The 15,858-nt window shown below is 70.8% G+C and carries 13 protein-coding genes; 4 read left to right on the forward strand and 9 right to left on the reverse strand.

All coding sequences use genetic code 11. The features are described from left to right. Nucleotides 1-331: 331 nt before the first annotated feature. The 7 genes from AB0383_RS01685 to murJ form a co-directional block, all read right to left on the reverse strand. On the reverse strand, nt 332-1,480 hold the full coding sequence (locus AB0383_RS01685) for an N-acetylmuramoyl-L-alanine amidase (RefSeq protein ID WP_360609046.1): 1,149 nt from the start codon (nt 1,478-1,480) through the stop codon (nt 332-334). Between the two features lie 281 nt (nt 1,481-1,761). Then, nucleotides 1,762-2,088 (reverse strand): thioredoxin, encoded by a 327-nt coding sequence (trxA, locus tag AB0383_RS01690; protein WP_220240252.1) that lies wholly within the window; start codon nt 2,086-2,088, stop codon nt 1,762-1,764. Between the two features lie 32 nt (nt 2,089-2,120). Next, a complete protein-coding gene (gene trxB, locus AB0383_RS01695; RefSeq protein ID WP_366184467.1) occupies nt 2,121-3,113 on the reverse strand; it encodes a thioredoxin-disulfide reductase in 993 nt (330 codons plus the stop codon). Between the two features lie 104 nt (nt 3,114-3,217). Then, nucleotides 3,218-4,018 (reverse strand): hypothetical protein, encoded by an 801-nt coding sequence (locus AB0383_RS01700; protein WP_366184469.1) that lies wholly within the window; start codon nt 4,016-4,018, stop codon nt 3,218-3,220. Further along, nucleotides 4,015-4,677: an RNA polymerase sigma factor SigM gene (sigM, locus tag AB0383_RS01705; protein WP_366184471.1), complete on the reverse strand. Its 663-nt coding sequence runs from the start codon at nt 4,675-4,677 to the stop codon at nt 4,015-4,017. The genes AB0383_RS01700 and sigM overlap by 4 nt, the downstream gene beginning before the upstream one ends. Nucleotides 4,678-4,708: 31 nt before the next feature. Further along, complete coding sequence (locus AB0383_RS01710; protein ID WP_366184473.1) at nt 4,709-6,307, reverse strand: protein kinase family protein; 1,599 nt, start codon at nt 6,305-6,307, stop codon at nt 4,709-4,711. An 82-nt stretch (nt 6,308-6,389) separates the two neighbouring features. Continuing rightward, nucleotides 6,390-8,129, reverse strand: a complete 1,740-nt coding sequence (gene murJ, locus AB0383_RS01715; protein ID WP_366184879.1) for a murein biosynthesis integral membrane protein MurJ — start codon at nt 8,127-8,129, stop codon at nt 6,390-6,392. 471 nt (nt 8,130-8,600) lie between these two features. Here murJ and AB0383_RS01720 point away from each other — a divergent pair, with 471 nt between their 5' ends. Beyond that, a complete protein-coding gene (locus AB0383_RS01720; protein ID WP_366184475.1) occupies nt 8,601-8,777 on the forward strand; it encodes a hypothetical protein in 177 nt (58 codons plus the stop codon). Nucleotides 8,778-8,892: 115 nt separating this feature from the next. Here the strand turns inward: AB0383_RS01720 and AB0383_RS01725 are convergent, their stop codons facing one another. Continuing rightward, nucleotides 8,893-11,058 (reverse strand): DUF6049 family protein, encoded by a 2,166-nt coding sequence (locus tag AB0383_RS01725; RefSeq protein ID WP_366184477.1) that lies wholly within the window; start codon nt 11,056-11,058, stop codon nt 8,893-8,895. A gap of 14 nt (nt 11,059-11,072) precedes the next feature. Next, a complete protein-coding gene (locus AB0383_RS01730; RefSeq protein ID WP_364169087.1) occupies nt 11,073-11,579 on the reverse strand; it encodes an NUDIX hydrolase in 507 nt (168 codons plus the stop codon). A gap of 113 nt (nt 11,580-11,692) precedes the next feature. Here AB0383_RS01730 and AB0383_RS01735 point away from each other — a divergent pair, with 113 nt between their 5' ends. The 3 genes from AB0383_RS01735 (at nt 11,693) to AB0383_RS01745 (ending at nt 15,499) form a co-directional block, all read left to right on the forward strand. Next, on the forward strand, nt 11,693-13,138 hold the full coding sequence (locus AB0383_RS01735) for a CCA tRNA nucleotidyltransferase (RefSeq protein ID WP_366184479.1): 1,446 nt from the start codon (nt 11,693-11,695) through the stop codon (nt 13,136-13,138). Nucleotides 13,139-13,325: 187 nt separating this feature from the next. Beyond that, a complete protein-coding gene (locus tag AB0383_RS01740; RefSeq protein ID WP_366184481.1) occupies nt 13,326-14,666 on the forward strand; it encodes an ATP-binding protein in 1,341 nt (446 codons plus the stop codon). Nucleotides 14,667-14,821: 155 nt separating this feature from the next. After that, a complete protein-coding gene (locus AB0383_RS01745) occupies nt 14,822-15,499 on the forward strand; it encodes a class I SAM-dependent methyltransferase (RefSeq protein ID WP_366184483.1) in 678 nt (225 codons plus the stop codon). Nucleotides 15,500-15,858: the final 359 nt, after the last annotated feature.

Consider the following 15,858-nt stretch of genomic DNA (forward strand, 5'->3'; position numbering starts at 1 on the left):
TCCGAAAGTTGACCCTCTCTGGGGCAGGAGGGTGTCGAACAGACTGGGCGGAGATACGCCTCGGGCTGAGGGCGTGCCGATCAAGGAGGTTGCCCGGCGGTTGGGGATCGCGCGGCGGTTGGGGATCGCGCGGAACACGGTTCGGGCGGCGTTGAGGTCGGACGGCCCGCCTTCGTAACAGCGGGCTGCGCGGGGGTCGGTGGCGGATGCGTTCGAGCGCCAGATCCCGCCGTTGCCGACGGAGTGGCAAGGAAAGACGTGAGCCGGGCCTCGGGAAGGAGGGCCCGGCTCACGTCGCGAAGATGCGGGGGTTGTGAAGCAGAAAACGGACCTACTCAGCCTTGGCCAGCTCGTGCGCCAGCACGTCGGCGAAGGTGAAGGTGCCCGTGGGTTGGTCGCCTTCGCCCAGCAGGTACAGGCGTTTGACGGCGATGAGGATGCCCTCGGCGACGATGTCGCGGAAGGCGGGGTCGGCGAGTTTGCGGCTGTCGTCCGGGTTGGTGAGGTAGCCGATCTCGACGCGGACGGCGGGGCAGCGCGTGCGGGTGAAGATTTCCCACGTCTTGTAGTGGGTGCGGCAGTCGCGCAGACCCGTGCGGGCCACGACCTCGCGCTGGATGAAGCCCGCGAGGAGTTCGCCGACCGTCGAGGTCGTGCCGTTGCCGGTGCCGAAGTGGAAGCTGGCGATGCCCTGGGCGCGGGGGCTGGGGTTGCTGTCGCTGTGGAGCGACAGGAACAGGTCCGCGCCGGCGTCGTTGGCGAAGCGGGCGCGTTCGAAGTCCGTGGGGCTGTGGTTGGGGCCGCGCGAGATCAGGGCTTCCATGCCGGTGGCCTGCATGCGGCCTTCCAGCCGCCGGGCGAGGTCCCAGGCGATGTCGGCTTCGCGCAGGCCGCCGGCGACCACGCCGAGGTCTTCGCCGCCGTGGCCGGGGTCGATGACGATGCGCTTGCCGCGCAGGCGGGGGCCGGCCTGGCGGACCTGTTCCTGTTCGCGCAGGAAGACGGGGCGGCCGCCGCGGGCGCGGGGCGACGAAAGCCGGTGCAGCTCGCGGATGGTGGCCGGGCCGCAGATGCCGTCGGGCTCGAGGCGCATGTCGCGCTGGAAGGTGCGCAGGGCGCGTTCGGTCTGGGGGCCGAAGTAGCCGTCGGGGCGGCCGGCGTCGAAGCCGAGCTCGGTGAGGCGCTCCTGCAGCGCGAAGACGTCGTCGCCCTGGACGGGCGAGGACAGCATGTACTGCAGCGGACGGCTCCCCAGGTGGAAGCTCGCGCCTTTCATCGCCTGGAACGTGGCGGGGCCGACCACCCCATCGGTGATCAGCCCACGACGCTGCTGGAAGGCCCGCACGGCGTGCTCGACGGCGGCGTCGAAGGTGCCGTACTGCTCGGTCCCCGCCACCGGCGGGAGCAGGTCCATCCCGGCAAGGATCGACCTGATCTCGGCGACGTCCGGACCGGCGTCACCGCGGCGGAGTACCCGCATGCACTCCTCGCTCTTCCTAGGGCACCGAAACCGGCTCGATGCGAAAACAGAAAACCTGTGTGGGTGGTAAGCCCAGGCACCTATTGTGCCCTGTGAACTCTCGGTGAGCGCGCAGGCCCGGTTGGTGTGCCCCGCGAGAGCGCAAGCCGCCGCAGGACGGACACGCCCGTGCACCTGCGTGATCATGGCCACGGACACTTCGCCCGAACGTGCGAGAACCCGGGCCCGCGAGGCGATTCTCGCAGGCCCGGGTTCTCAGCAGCTGGACAGCGCGGCCTCGATCAGAGGACGTCCTTCAGGTCGGACAGCAGAGCCGCCTTCGGCTTCGCGCCGACGATCTGCTTCACCGGCTTGCCACCCTGGAACAGGATCAGGGTCGGGATGGACATCACCTGGTAGTCACGCGCCGTGTTCGGGTTCTCGTCGATGTCGAGCTTCGCGACGGTCAGCTTCTCGCCGTTCTCGGCCGCGATCTCCTCGAGTACCGGGGCGACCATCTTACAAGGCCCGCACCAGGTCGCCCAGAAGTCGACGAGGACCGGCTTCTCGCTGGTCAGGACGTCGTCCACGAACGACTTGTCGGTCACCTTGACGGTGTTGTTGCCCATGGTTTCTCCTTCGGGTGGTCGGTATCGAAAAGTCAGTGGGTGCCGGCGCCGTAGCCGCCGCCGACCAGCTCGGACGCCTCGTGGGCGTTCTCGTCGCCGTGCTCCGCCAGCCATCGTTCCGCGTCGATGGCAGCGCTGCACCCGGAACCCGCCGCCGTGATGGCCTGACGGTAGGTGCGGTCCACGAGGTCACCGGCCGCGAAGACGCCCGGCACGTTCGTGTAGGACGTGCGCCCCTGCGTCACCACGTAGCCGTCCTCGTCGAGGTCGACCTGGCCGCGCACGAGAGCGCTGCGCGGGTCGTGGCCGATCGCGACGAAGAAACCGGTGACGTCCAGTGTCTTCTCGTCGCCGGTCTTGGTGTCCGTGACCTTCAGACCCTTGACGGTGCCGTCGCCTTCCACCCCGGTGATCTGGGAGTTCAGCTGCCACTTGATCTTGTCGTTCGCGCGGGCGCGCTCGAGCATGATCTTGGACGCGCGGAACTCGTCACGGCGGTGCACGATCGTGACGGACTTGGCGAACTTCGTCAGGAAGGTCGCCTCCTCCATCGCGGAGTCACCACCGCCGGCCACTGCGATGTCGTGGTCGCGGAAGAAGAAGCCGTCACAGGTCGCACAGGCCGACACACCGCGGCCGAGCAGGTCCTGCTCACCGGGCACGTTCAGATAGCGCGCCGCAGCGCCCATCGCGAGGACGACCGCGCGCGCGCCATACCGCTTGCCGTTCGCGACCACGTACTTGACGTCGCCCGTCAGCTCCAGCGACTCGACGTCCTCCGCGCGCAGCTCGGCGCCGAAACGCTCGGCCTGCTTGCGCATCTCTTCCATCAGGTCCGGGCCCTGGATGCCGTCGCGGAAGCCGGGGAAGTTCTCGACCTCCGTGGTCGTCATCAGCGCACCACCGAACTGCGTGCCCTCGAACACCAACGGTTCGAGCTGCGCGCGAGCCGCGTAGACCGCGGCCGTGTAACCGGCGGGACCCGACCCGACGATGATCAGGTTCCTGATTTCCTCGGCAGCCACCCGTGAACCTCCGCTCGTAGTGACCTGTGCTCTGGTCTCAACACGATCGTAGGTGGCGGTGTTCCCGACGGTGACGGCCGCTACTCGCCCGTCCCGACCAGCGGTTATTTCTTGCCGACGACCTTGTCGAACAGCTTGTCGGCGTGACCCGGCCCGCAGTCGGCCCCGAAGGCCACCAGGCGGAACTGCGCGAGCTGACCCGTCGTGTAGATGACGAGCACGCCCGGCTTGCCGTCGACGGTCACCGGCCGGATGCCCTCCGGCCGCACGTCCGGGTCCAGACCGGCCGCGCTGACACACGCGTCGAGGCGCTGCTCGTCCTGAAGCGGCCCGAAGTCGCGTACGCCCATGGCTCCGCCCAGCAACGCTTCGGCCCCGCTGCCGTCGCTGCCCACCGACGGTCCCACCGGCGCGGGAGCGGCCACGCCGGTACCGGTTTCCTGGGCCGGGCCGGGCACCGTCACGGCGATCGCGACGATCGCCGCCGCGGCCGCCGTCAGGATCCCCGCGCCCCAGCCGAGCCGCTTGTTCCGCCGCCGCCGTGCTGCCGCGAGGCCCACCACGGGCGCCACGCCGGGCTCAACCGATGCCGGTGCCGGAGCGGAGCCGGATGACGGAAAGGGGGCGGCCTGCCGGGACGCGGCTTCCGCGGCGAGCGCCTGGTCGATCCGCGCGGCGAACTCGGCCGGCATCGGCGGCGCCGGCTCGTGAGCCAGAGCCGCCAGGTCGGCCGTGGTCGCCTCGAGGGCTTCGACGATCGCGCGCGCTTCGGGGTCCGCCTGCACCCGCGGCCAAAGCCGTGCCGCCTCGTGTTCGTCCAGCACGCCGGCGTGGAGGTCGGCCAGCACGTCGACAGACCAAGGCGGACCGACGGTCCCGCCGACCTCCCGACTCTCGTCCGTCATCGTGCCTCCCCGTTCCCCGGCGAGCGGTCGGCTCGCCCGGCACTCCGGGACCCGTCCGAAGTGGCGCTCCTGCGTTTGCTTTCGTGAGTTGGGACGTTCGCATTCGCATCCGGGTTCCGCAGGTGCCCCAGAACCTTCGCGAGTTTGCCCCTTCCTCGCGCGCAGCGGCTCTTGACCGTGCCCTCCGCGATGCCGAGCATCTTCGCCGTCTCGGCCACGGAGTAGCCCTCGACGTCGACGAGCAGGATCGGCGCGCGTTGCTCCTCGGGCAGCTGCTCCAGCGCCTCGCGCACGAGCAGGCTCGTCTCCTTCTCGGACATCGAGTCGCGCGGTGAGGCCGGCTCGTTGAAGCCGGCCTCGGGCAGGGGAACGGTGGGACGCGCCTGCTTGCGCCGGATGCGGTCGAGGCACGCGTTGACGACGATTCGGTGCAGCCACGTGGTCACCTGCGACTCGGCGCGGAAGTTGCGCGCCGCGCGAAAGGCCGAGATGAACGCCTCCTGCAACGCGTCGGCGGCTTCCTCCGGATCACGCAGTGTCCGCAGGGCCACCGCCCACAGACGATCACGGTGCCGCCGGACGAGTTCGCTGAACGCATGCGGGTCCCCGGCGGCGTGCGCCGCTATGAGATCCGCGTCCGTGGGAGCTGCAGCCGTCACCCGGCAGAGCCTACTGAGTGGGAGATGTCGATCACCCCGCAGGCAGGAAGCTCACGTCTCCGATCTCGCTGATGAAGCCGCCCTCGCTGTCGTCGCCCAGCTGGGTGATCCACACGACGAAGTACTGGCTCTCCGTCGGCGTCTGGAGGTCGATCGTCGTGTCGGTGCCGTTGAGGTCACCGGTGCCGACCACCTTGGTGTCGTCCAGCTTCGGGTTCTTGCTGTCGGCCGAACGGATCTCGATCTTCGTGCCGGGGCTGTCGGCCGCGATCTTCACCTGCGCGAGCTTCACCGGGTCGTCGAACTGCACCACGAATCCGACGCCGGGCTTCAGCGTCGGCAGCTGCTGCTGGTACTGGTCGGTGCGCCAGACCGTGCCCGGGTCGCCGTCGATCGTGTTCTTCACCCGGCTGGAGTTGTCGCCCGAGCCCTCGGGGTTGTAGATCGTGGCCGCCTTCGGCTCCACCGCGTGGCCGAGCTTCGGCGCGGCCGGTGACGACGGCGGGGGCGCCGCCGAGTTCGCGGGCGGCGGCGCGGCGCTCGACGTGGGCGCCGCGACGTTGATCGTCGGACCGCTCGCCTTGGAGTCGCCCTGGAACAGGTTGATCAGCATCAACCCGCCCCACGCCAGGATCAACACGGTGGCGACCACCAGCACGGTCACGCCGAACGCCAGCTTCCGCCGCCGCGCGACGTCCTTCACCGGCTTCTTCGTGGTCCAGATCGTGCCGTCTGCCTCGGCGGGAGCGCCGTCGCCGACGGCCTTGATCAGCTGCGTGCGCTCCTCGGCCTCGGCGGCCTGGTCGAGCACACGGAGGATGGCCGAGCTCGTGCGGATCCCGCCGTTGCCACCGTCTTCAATCGTTCGTACCGCCAGCGAGGACAGCTCGGGCGGCACGGCCGGGACCAGCGTCCGCGGCGGCACGACGTGGCCCTGCGGGGTCAACGGCGCCGCAGGGACCGCGGGCGGCCCGCCCGGCAGCGCCCAGCGTCCGGTGAGCAGGAGGTACAGGACGGCGCCGAGGGCCTTGACGTCGTCGCGCAGCGTCGCGTCCGGCAGCGGGCCGGGGAACGCCAGCTTCAACGCGCCGTTGGGCGTCAGGCGCAGCCGCTGGGGGTGGTCCAGACCGAGGACCAGGCCGTTCTGGTGCGCGTGTTCCACCGCTTCGGCGAGCGCCTGCACCATGCGCGCGGCCGCGGCCGGCGCCACGGGCCGCTGCGCGACCAGGTCCACCAGGTCGCTGCCCTTGGTCCACTCCGCGACGACAACGCCGAGAAGTCCCTCGTTCGAGGTCACGCCACTGCCGAGGCTCAGCACGTCGAGCACCCGCGCGACCCCGCCGTGGCCGAATTTGGATGCGTGCGCCGCGCGCTCCAGCGTTCGCCGGGCCAGCCTCGCGGCCTCCGGATCCGCCGGATCACCGACCAGCAGCGTCAGCGCGACATCGCGCTTGAGCTGCCCATCGCGTGCCCGCCACAGGTGCGCGGCGGCTCGTTCGTCCACCCCGAACTGCGCGAGCAGGCGGTACCGGCCGTCGCCGACGACCCGGCCCGGGGCCAGCGAACCGCCCTGGGCACGAATGCCCGCACGGTTGGCCTCCCCTGCCTGTTCGCTCCGTCTCGTGTCCACCGCTTCTCTCCCGCGTCGCGCTCCCGCCCCGAGGGTACCCGGATCAGGTCTGGAGGAAGCGTCGTCAGTCGTGAATCAATCGTTACCCGCGCTTGATCAATCGGGTGATCCTCGACGTGGCCGGCTTCAGCTCCTCCACCTTCAGGGCCATGAGCACGCCGAACGAGACGCCGATGCCCACGATCCCCTGCAGGAAGAGCTTGATCCAGGCCTGCAAAGTCGGCCCGATAGACGACGGCACGATCAGCCCCGCGACGTACGCGGCGGCCACGCCGAGCACGCACGCCACGACGGTGAAGAGGATCACCCCGATGATGCGCTTGCTGCGCAGGTTGCCCAGCGTGACCCAGAGCCAGACCTGGCCGAGGACCGCGCCGACGACGTAGGTGAGGCCGTTGACCATCATCACGCCGAGCACCACGTTGTCGGATGAAAGCAGCACCGGGCACAGGTACAGCAGTGGCACTTTGACCAGCGTCATCACGATCATGATCAACGTCGGCGTGCGGGCGTCCTTCATCGCGTAGAACACGCGCATCTGCAGCTGGACCAGTGCGTACGGCAGCAGCGCGAACGACGAGACGGCCAGCGCCTCACCGAGCCGCTCGGCGCCTTCGGCCGAGCCCTTGCCCATCGTGAACAGCGCGAGGCCGATCGACGTGCCGACGATGGTCATCACCGCGGAGATCGGCAGCAGTGTCACGGTGGAGATCCGCGACGCGTAGGACAGGTCGCCGATGAGCTTCTTGCTGTCGCCGTCGGCGGCCGCGCGGCTCATCCGCGGCATGATCGCGGTGAGCAGCGAGACGCCAATGACGCCGTAGGGCAGCTGGAACAGCAGCCACGCGTTCGTGTAAGCCGTGACGCCGCCGGGGGTGCCGTGGGTGAGCACGCGGGTGGTGATCGTGTAGCCGACCTGGCTCACCGCGACGTACCCGACGACCCACAGGGCCAGCCCGCCGAACTCCTTCATCCGCTTGTCCAGACCCCAGCGCCAGCGCGGCCGGAAACCACTGCGCAGCAGCGGCGGGACGAGGATGATCGCCTGCGCGACGATGCCGCCGGTCACGCCGAGGCCCAGCGTCAGTACCCGCGGGTCGGTGATCGACGGGTGGTCCACGTCGATCGAGCCGGGCATCACCCACACGACCAGGATCGTGAAGATGACCACCAGGTTGTTGATCACCGGCGCCCACGCAGTGGGGCCGAAGATGTGCTTCGCGTTGAGCATCGCCGACAGCAGCGCGAACACGCCGTAGAAGAAGATCTCCGGCAGCAGCAGGTAGGCGAACGCCGTGGTCAAACCTGGGCTGGCCTGGCCGGAGGAGTCGACGTAGAGCTTGGTGAACAGCGGCGCCGCGACCACCGCGACCACCGTGCCGATCAACAGCAGCGTGAGGCCGACGGTCAGCAGCCGCTGGGAGTAGGCCTCGCCGTGGTCGGGATCGTCCTGCGAGCGCACCAGCAGCGGCACCACCACACTGGTGAGCACACCGCCGATCAGCAGCTCGAAGATGATGTTCGGCATCGTGTTGGCGACGTTGAACGAGTCGTTGGCCACGCTCGCGCCGATCGCCGCCACCAGGAGCAGCTTCCACAGGAAGCCGGTGATGCGGCTGATCAGCGAGGCGATCGCCATCCGGCCGCTCGACTTCGCGATCGACGGCGCCTGGGCCGGCGCGACGGGCTGCTCGCCGGTGGAACCCGGTTCGGTGGGCCGGACCAGTGGCGCGTCGCCGATCCGCGGCATGACCTGGGTGGCCAGCGCGTCGTACGGGCGCATCGAGTCGGGGTCCGCCACGGGCCAGCGCGAAGCCGCCATGGGGACGCCGGCAGTGCGTGGGATGAAGCGGGTGGCCTCGGGGTCGCGCAGCGCCTCTTCCTGCCACGGCCGGATCGGCGCGCCGGGACGCGGGCCGCGGCCGCGGTGCGGTGCGGGGGCCGGGGGCAGCGGCTGAGGACCGGAAGCAGGACCCGGCAGCGGCTGCGGGCCGGACGGCGGGCCCGAGGGCTGCGGCAGTGGTCCGGACGGCGGTGGTCCGGACGGCGGTGGTCCGGACGGCGGTGGTCCGGCGGGCACGGGTGGTCCGGACGGCTGCGGCAGAGGCTGCCGAGCCGACGGCGGGGGCGGTGGCAACGGTTGCCGCCGCGTGGGCGGCGGCGGGGTCGGCTGCGCGCGAGACGCCTGACGCGGCTGTCCCTGCTGCGGCGGCGGGGGTACGCGGCGCTTCGGCCGCTCTGTGCGCTCTTCGGGCGCCGGGCGCTGGGGGCGCTCTTCGGCGGGGACCGGCAGGTGGCGGGTGCGGCCGTTGGCCGGCGGTGGCTGCTGGCGACGTTCGGGCGGCACCTGGCCCTGGGCCGGCGGCTGGCGCCGGCCTTCGCGGGCGCCGCGGCGTGGCTGCTCGGTGCGTTCGCCGCGACGAGGAGACGCACCCTCGCGCCGAGGACGACTCGCACGCTCGGGTGGTAAGCCCGGCTCTCTGTCCAACGCGCGCCCAATCCTCGGTGCCAGGGTCCCTGCCATTGTGGCAGCGGTCGACCCAGGGTAATCGGGAACGGCCTCTGATACCCGGTCCCCCGAGGACTCAGCGCGATTCGGCCCTGGCGGCCCGGCCTTCCTTGACCCGCCGGTAGATCCGCCGCGACGCCAGAAGGAGCAGGGCACAACCAGCGACGACGGTGATGATGATCGTGATCGGGCCGTACTCCGTCGAGGTCAGCTCGAAGCGCGCCGTGCTGCCGAGCTGCGTGCCCGTCGGGGTGGTCAAGGACACATCGACGCTGAGGCGGCCGGCGCGCAAGGCCTCGATCTGCAGCAGCTCGTTCTTGCCGCCCTTGGCCGGGAAGAACCAGTTCTGCACCTGCTCGGGGCGGATGCCGACCTGGTTCTTGAGCGCGATCTGCGCGGTGATGCCCACCGGCAGGTCGTTGCTCACGAACACGGGCAGTGGTGACGAACCGGACGCGAGCGCGATCGTCTGCTTCGGCTGCTCCACGGTCACCTGGTCGCGGATCGCGGCGAGCTCGGCGTCGGCGTTGGCGCCGGCCGTGCCGGCCGAGGGCGTGCGGTAGGCCGTGGACGCGCCGCGCACGAGGGCGTTGCGCACCGGCGCGACGATGTCCTCCGGCGGCACGCGGTGCGTGGAGTCGACCCGCATGGCCGAGAGCAGACCGGCGGCCTGGCCGTCGAGGTCCGTCAGCGCGTCGGCGACGTCGCCGTTCCCCGACGGCGGCTGGTCGTGGGTGCCGGCCGCGAACGACGCCGTGCCCGAAGTGTCCTGGTCGAGCAGGTCGGACAGCGGCGTGGCGGTGGCGACGCCGCCGGGGCCGAGGAGCAGGCCCACGTGCTGGAGGAACGCGGTGAGCTCGCCCACCGGCACGTCCCAGCGCCGCGGCGGCGCGACGAGCAGCTGCGCGTCCGGCTCGGTGCCGGTGCGGCCGAGGCCGGCTTCGAACGCGATGGCGGCGAGGCCGTTCTGGCTCGCGATCGCGGGCTGCGTCGCGGCGCCGACGGTGGTCGCGGTCTGCGGGTTGGGCGCGGAACTCGTCATGGCGCCGGCGATGACGCTGTCGATCGGCTGGGCGCGCAGTCCGCCCGGCAGCGAGACGGGGCCGGTGACGGGCACGTCGGCCTGCAGCTTCGACCCGTCGGTGAGCACGGTGTGCACGCCGGCGGCCGACATCGCGGTGAGCGCCTGGTCGTCGGGCGTGCCGTCGGGCCAGAGCACGCCCTGGCGCGGCTGCGTGTGCAGGAGATCGCGGATCGTCGCCTCGCCGCTGAGTGCCGTGCTCAGCAGGCCGGTGTCGGGCGTGCCGGTGGCCGAGCGGACCTTGCCCAGTGTGGTGAGGTCGGCGTCGGCGAAGGGCAGGGCGATCACGCAGTGGCCGTTGACGAGCGTGCGCAGCTGCGCCAGCCAGTCCTGCGCCAGTTGCGACCCCTTGCCCGGCGCGCCGGCGACGACGTAGCCGCCGGTCATCGCGTTGACGGTGCGCAGCAGGTCGGGGTCGACGGCGAAGCACATGGACTCGCCGACGCTCGGGTCGGCCTGCTGGGCCGCGCGGGCGGCCGCGACGAGGGAGTGCAGCCGGCCGTTGGGGCTCAGCTCGGCTGCGAGGGTGTCGTCGGTGAGCGTGAGCTGGCCGCCGTACGGGGACGACAGCACGTGCGGCGAGCTGTCGGTGATGGGCCACAGCACGCTGACGTCGGCGTGCTTGCCCGGCGGCGTCGACTTCCCGGGCGCGGACAGAACCGGCATGAGCACGCTCACGGCCGCGAGCCGCGCGGGGCCGCCGAACTCCGGCGTGCCGTTGACGTTGACCAGCATCGGGTACACGCCGGGCCGGCTGAGCTGGAGCGCGCTCTTGCCGGTGAGCGGCACGGTGACGTCGAGCTTGGCGGTCTGCCCCGGCTCCAGCGACTCGGTGAGCGTGGTGAAGTCGGTGAGCGGGCTGTCCTGGATCGGCTCGCCGGCCAGCACGCCCTTCAGCTCGCGGTCACCGGTCAGGTGCTTGCCGACCTGAAGCCGCACCTGCGGACGGGCGATGCGGCGGTCGCCGATGTTCGTCACGGTGCCGGACACGGTCAGCGTCGTCGTGGAGGTGGTGATCACGCGCGGGTTGAGCTGGTCGACGTCGAGCCGCAGGCGCGGGGGCTCGGGGCTGGGGGCGTCCTGGGCCTGCGCGGGCGCGCCGAGGAGGGCGGCTGCTGCGAAGACCAGCAGGGACAGGAAGAAGGCGGCGGGCCGCTTCACTCGGGTGCTCCCTCTCAGGCGCGCTCGTCGTGCGCGAAAAGTTCTTTGGCTTTGCGGACCAGCTTGCGCTCGTCCGCGTAGGCCAGCGTCGTCTCCAGCTCGGCCAGCGGCACCCACGCGACCTCGGTGACCTCGACGTCCTCGTCAGAGAGCTCGCCACCCGTCGACTCGAGCAGGAAGTGGTGCACGGTCTTGTGCACGCGGCGTCGTTCGGCCACGAACCAGTAGTCGATGGTGCCCAGTGGGCGCAGGACCTGCGCGGAGATGCCCGTCTCTTCCTTCACCTCGCGCATCGCCGTCTGCTCCACCGTCTCACCGTCCTCGATGTGGCCCTTCGGCAACGACCAGAGCAGTCTGCCGTGCCGGTCGAGGCGGCCGATCAGCACCGCGTGTTCCCGCTCGACGTCGACGACCAGTCCGCCGGCCGAGGTCTCGTCGACCGTGGTCAGACGCCTGCCCCGCTGCCGCCTGCGCCTTCTGCGCGGCTTCGGCGCTCCGGCGCGGCCGGCGGATCCAGGCATGCTGCGATGCTAGAGCAAACGGTTGCCCAGGTACGCTGGCTCTCCGTGTCCGTGTCCGACGGCGTCCGTAGTAGTGGACGCCGCACCCCGTTGTCAGCTAATGGTGGGATGAAGTGAACAACCTGGTCGCCCAGCAGAACGCGGTGACGGAACTGATGCGAGTGTCCCCCCTGGCCGACGAGCTGGCGGAGCGGTTCGCGCGAGCCGGCCACAGTCTCTACCTAGTCGGTGGCAGCGTGCGCGACGCGCTGCTCGGCCGGCTCTCGAGCGACCTCGACTTCACCACCGACGCGAGGCCGGACCGAGTGCTGCAGATCGTGAGCGACTGGGGCGACGCCGTGTGGGACGTCGGCATCGCGTTCGGCACGGTCGGGGTCACCAAGAAGGGCACCACGCTCGAGATCACTACGTTCCGCGCCGACAGCTACGACCGCGTCGGGCGCAACCCCGAGGTCACCTTCGGCGACACCATCGAGGGCGACCTGCTGCGCCGCGACTTCACGGTCAACGCGATGGCGATCGACCTGGTGGCTAAGACGTTCATCGACCCCCACGACGGCATGGACGCGCTGCGGCTGAAGGTGCTCGACACCCCTGCGACGCCGCAGGAGTCCTTCGCCGACGACCCGCTGCGCATGCTGCGCGCCGCCCGCTTCTCCGCGCAGCTCGGCTTCGTCGCCGCGCCGCGCGTGGTCGAGGCGATGACGTCGATGGCGAGCGAGATCGAGCGGATCACGGCCGAGCGCGTGCAGGCGGAGCTGTCGAAGCTCATGCTCGCCCCCGACCCGCGGCCGGGCCTGGAGCTGCTCGTGGACACGGGCCTGGCCGATCACGTGCTGCCCGAGCTGCCCGGCATGCGCCTGGCGATCGACGAGCACCACCAGCACAAGGACGTCTACCAGCACTCGCTGACCGTGCTGGCGCAGGCGATCGAGCTGGAGACCACGCACGAGCCGGCGTCGGAGCCCGACCTGGTGCTGCGGCTGGCCGCGCTGCTGCACGACGTCGGCAAGCCGGAGACGCGAGAGTTGCTGCCCGGCGGCGGCGTGAGCTTCCACCACCACGAGGTCGTGGGCGCGCGGATGGCGCGCAAGCGTTTGCGGGCGCTCAAGTTCTCCAAGGAGATCGTGGAGCAGGTCTCGCAGCTGGTGTTCCTCCACCTGCGCTTCCACGGCTACGCCAACGGCGAGTGGACCGATTCGGCCGTGCGCCGCTACGTCACCGACGCCGGCGACTTGCTGACGCGGCTGCACAAGCTCGTGCGCGCCGACTCGACCACGCGCAACCGCAAGAAGGCGGCCGCGCTGCAGGCGACGTACGACGACCTCGAGCGGCGCATCGCGACGTTGAAGGAGCAGGAGGACCTCAACCGGGTCCGCCCCGACCTCGACGGCAACGAGATCATGCGGCTGCTCGGCCTCAAGCCGGGTCCGCAGGTCGGCAAGGCGTGGAAGTTCCTCAAGGAGCTGCGGCTGGACCGCGGTCCGCTGGACCACGACGAGGCCGTGGCCGAGCTCAAGAAGTGGGCCGAGTCGGAGGGCATCGCGCCCGCGGAGTGATCTCGCGCTGCGGGCACGGGTGATCACCCTGGGGTCGCCGTGGGGGCGTTCGAACGAACACGAGTCGAATTCGTGATCGCGAATCCGCCAAGATCCCCCTTTGGCCTCTGGAACGCGGCCCGGCGAGCGGGAATACTCGCTGCCCCGGGCGCTGCCGGAGGGGGCGCGCCCCGAACCGGGGAGATCGATGACGGCCCAGGCAACTGAGGACCAGGACGGCCGGCCGCCCCGCACGTCGAGCTTCCTCGTCACCCTGTTGAAACGCGGCACGCCCGCGCTCGCGACGGCGACGACCGGGCTCACCGACGAAATCGCCGACCCCACGCCGCTGCGGGCGTTCAAGCGGATCTCGCGCATGGCGGGCGCGGTGGACGCCAGGTACAACGACGGGCTGCTGCTGCGGGCGGCCCGGTACGTGGTGCTGGTGCCGCTGGCCTACCGGATCGTCGCGGTGCCGGGCGCGTTCGGCGCGTTCGTGTCGGCGCACGGTTGGACCGGTGTGGTGCCCGTGGCGCTGGTGGCGTTGTGCTCGATGGCGATGAGCGCGTTCGGGATCTACTGGATGCTGCGCTCGTCACCCTTCCGCTCCGACCTCGCGGCGCGGCTGCTGGTGGCTGACCTGATCATCACGGTGGCGTTCCAGCTGGTCGTCGGCCTGACCGAGCCGACGTCGGTGTTCCACGACGCGCTCGGGGTCGCGGACAAACACCTGCTGGGTGACATCGCTTTGCTGACGCTGGCGATCGGTATCCCGTCGGGGCTGGCGCTGGCGGCGCTGAGCTTGCCCGTGCGGCTGCTGTCCGATTTCCTCAACAGCGGCTCGGCGAACTTCGCGCAGGCCTGGTCGCTGTACCCGACGATGTTCGGAGTGCTGTTCACCGGCATCGGCGCGCTGATCCTGCTCGGCCTCGGCACGCGGCTCGCGCTGGCCTACGGCATCCGCAACGGCCGCCTCGCCGAACGCGCGCAGCAGCACCGGATGCTGCACGACACCGTGCTGCAGACTCTGGAAGCCATCTCGCTCGGCGGCACCGGCGAGTCGGTCGACCGGCTCGTGGAGGTGCAGCGGCTCGCCCGCGCCCAGGCGATGGAACTGCGGCAGACGATCGAGACGGCGGCGGCGCAGCGCGAGGAAGAAGCGTCGCGGCCTCTGGGCGAGAAGCTCGCGGCGCTGGCGGCGGAAATGGCGCGCGACGGCCTGCGCGCGCAGCTGGTGATCGCGGAGCTCGACGAGGACACACTGTCGGAAGTGCGCCAGATCGCGCTGCGCGACGCCGTGCGCGAGTCGCTGCGCAACACGATGAAGCACTCCGGCACGGACAAGGTCGTGGTGCGCGTGGAGGAACGCGACGGCGGAATCGCGGTGATCACGCGCGACCACGGGCAGGGGTTCAGTCCTGATGCGCGGCCCGCGGGGTTCGGCATCAGCCAGTCGATCAACGCGCGCCTCGGCGAGGTCGGCGGCACGGCCCTGGTGGAGTCGACGCCCGGCAGCGGCACGCGGGTGACGTTATGGGTGCCGTTCTGAGTCAGGTGCTAGACACGAGCGCGTGATCCTTGTCGACGCGCTTGCCGCTTACCGGGCCGGGGATGTTTCTCGGGCGTCCGAGCTCGCCTCGCGTGCTGATTCGCCGTTGGGGGCGGAGCTTTCCGCGTACCTCGCGACGGACGGGTCCCGGGCCGGTGTACGACCAGCCGGCGGCGTTCACGGCGTTCATCCGGGGTGGCGGGAATGTCTCGCTGTACGAGCGGCTGAGCGCTGCGCTGGCTGCTCGGTATGCGGCGCTGCGCCCGGAATCGTTGCTGGACTTGGGTTGTGGCGACGGCCTGGCCGTGGTGCCCGCGCTGGCGCAGTCGTCGTTCCGGCCGGGGAGGATCGACCTGGTGGAGCCGTCGGCGGCGCTGCTCGCGGACGTCGACGTGCCCGGCGCGAACCGCTTCGGGGCGACGGCGCGGAGCTTCCTCGGGGCGAACGGTTCCACGTGGAACCTTGCACAGTCGACGTTCGCGATGCAGTCCATGACGCCCCCGGTGCGGGCGGCGGTGCTGCGAGAACTGCGGCCGCGCACGGAAACGCTGGTGTTGGCGGAGTTCGACATCCCCGTGCTGGACGAGGGGTCGCCGGAGTTTCTGGAGTCGCTGGTGACGCGGTACGAGTGCGGCGTCGCCGAGTACGGCGCTCAGGCTTCCCTTGTCGCGCAAGGCTTCTCATACCCGTTCTGCTCGGCGTCGCCGCGGGTGCGGAGCGGACGAACTGGGAGCAGCCTGCGTTGGCGTGGGTGGCTTAGCTTGAAATCGCGGGCTTCACCGACGTTGCGGTGGAGCCGCTCGCGGACTACTGGTGGTCCCCCGCCGTGCTGATCACCGCGCGTGGGTCACACGCGGGATAGCGCCCCCGCCTCCACATGCTGCGCGAGCTGACGAGCCCCAGCCGAGCGCGAAGATTCCACCTGGAACCGCTGCCGATCTCGCCCCAGCCACTCCCTCGCCCCGCCAGACAAACCCCGCCCTCCACTGGGGGCTGCCCTGTTCCAGTTTACCGAGGTCACGGGCCCGAAACCGGCGAGCGGAGAATCTGTGGACAACTCAGTTTGGACGGGGCCGCTGTGGACAACCCATGGATGGGCGGGCCGCCGGCGGTAGAAGACCCGGGGTGCACGGAGTCGGGCGTGGACAACCCAGAATCGGGTAGACCACAGGAAAGCCAGGACCGCGCGTGG

It is taken from the genome of Amycolatopsis sp. NPDC051373, assembly GCF_040689465.1.
Classification (GTDB): Bacteria; Actinomycetota; Actinomycetes; order Mycobacteriales; family Pseudonocardiaceae; genus Amycolatopsis.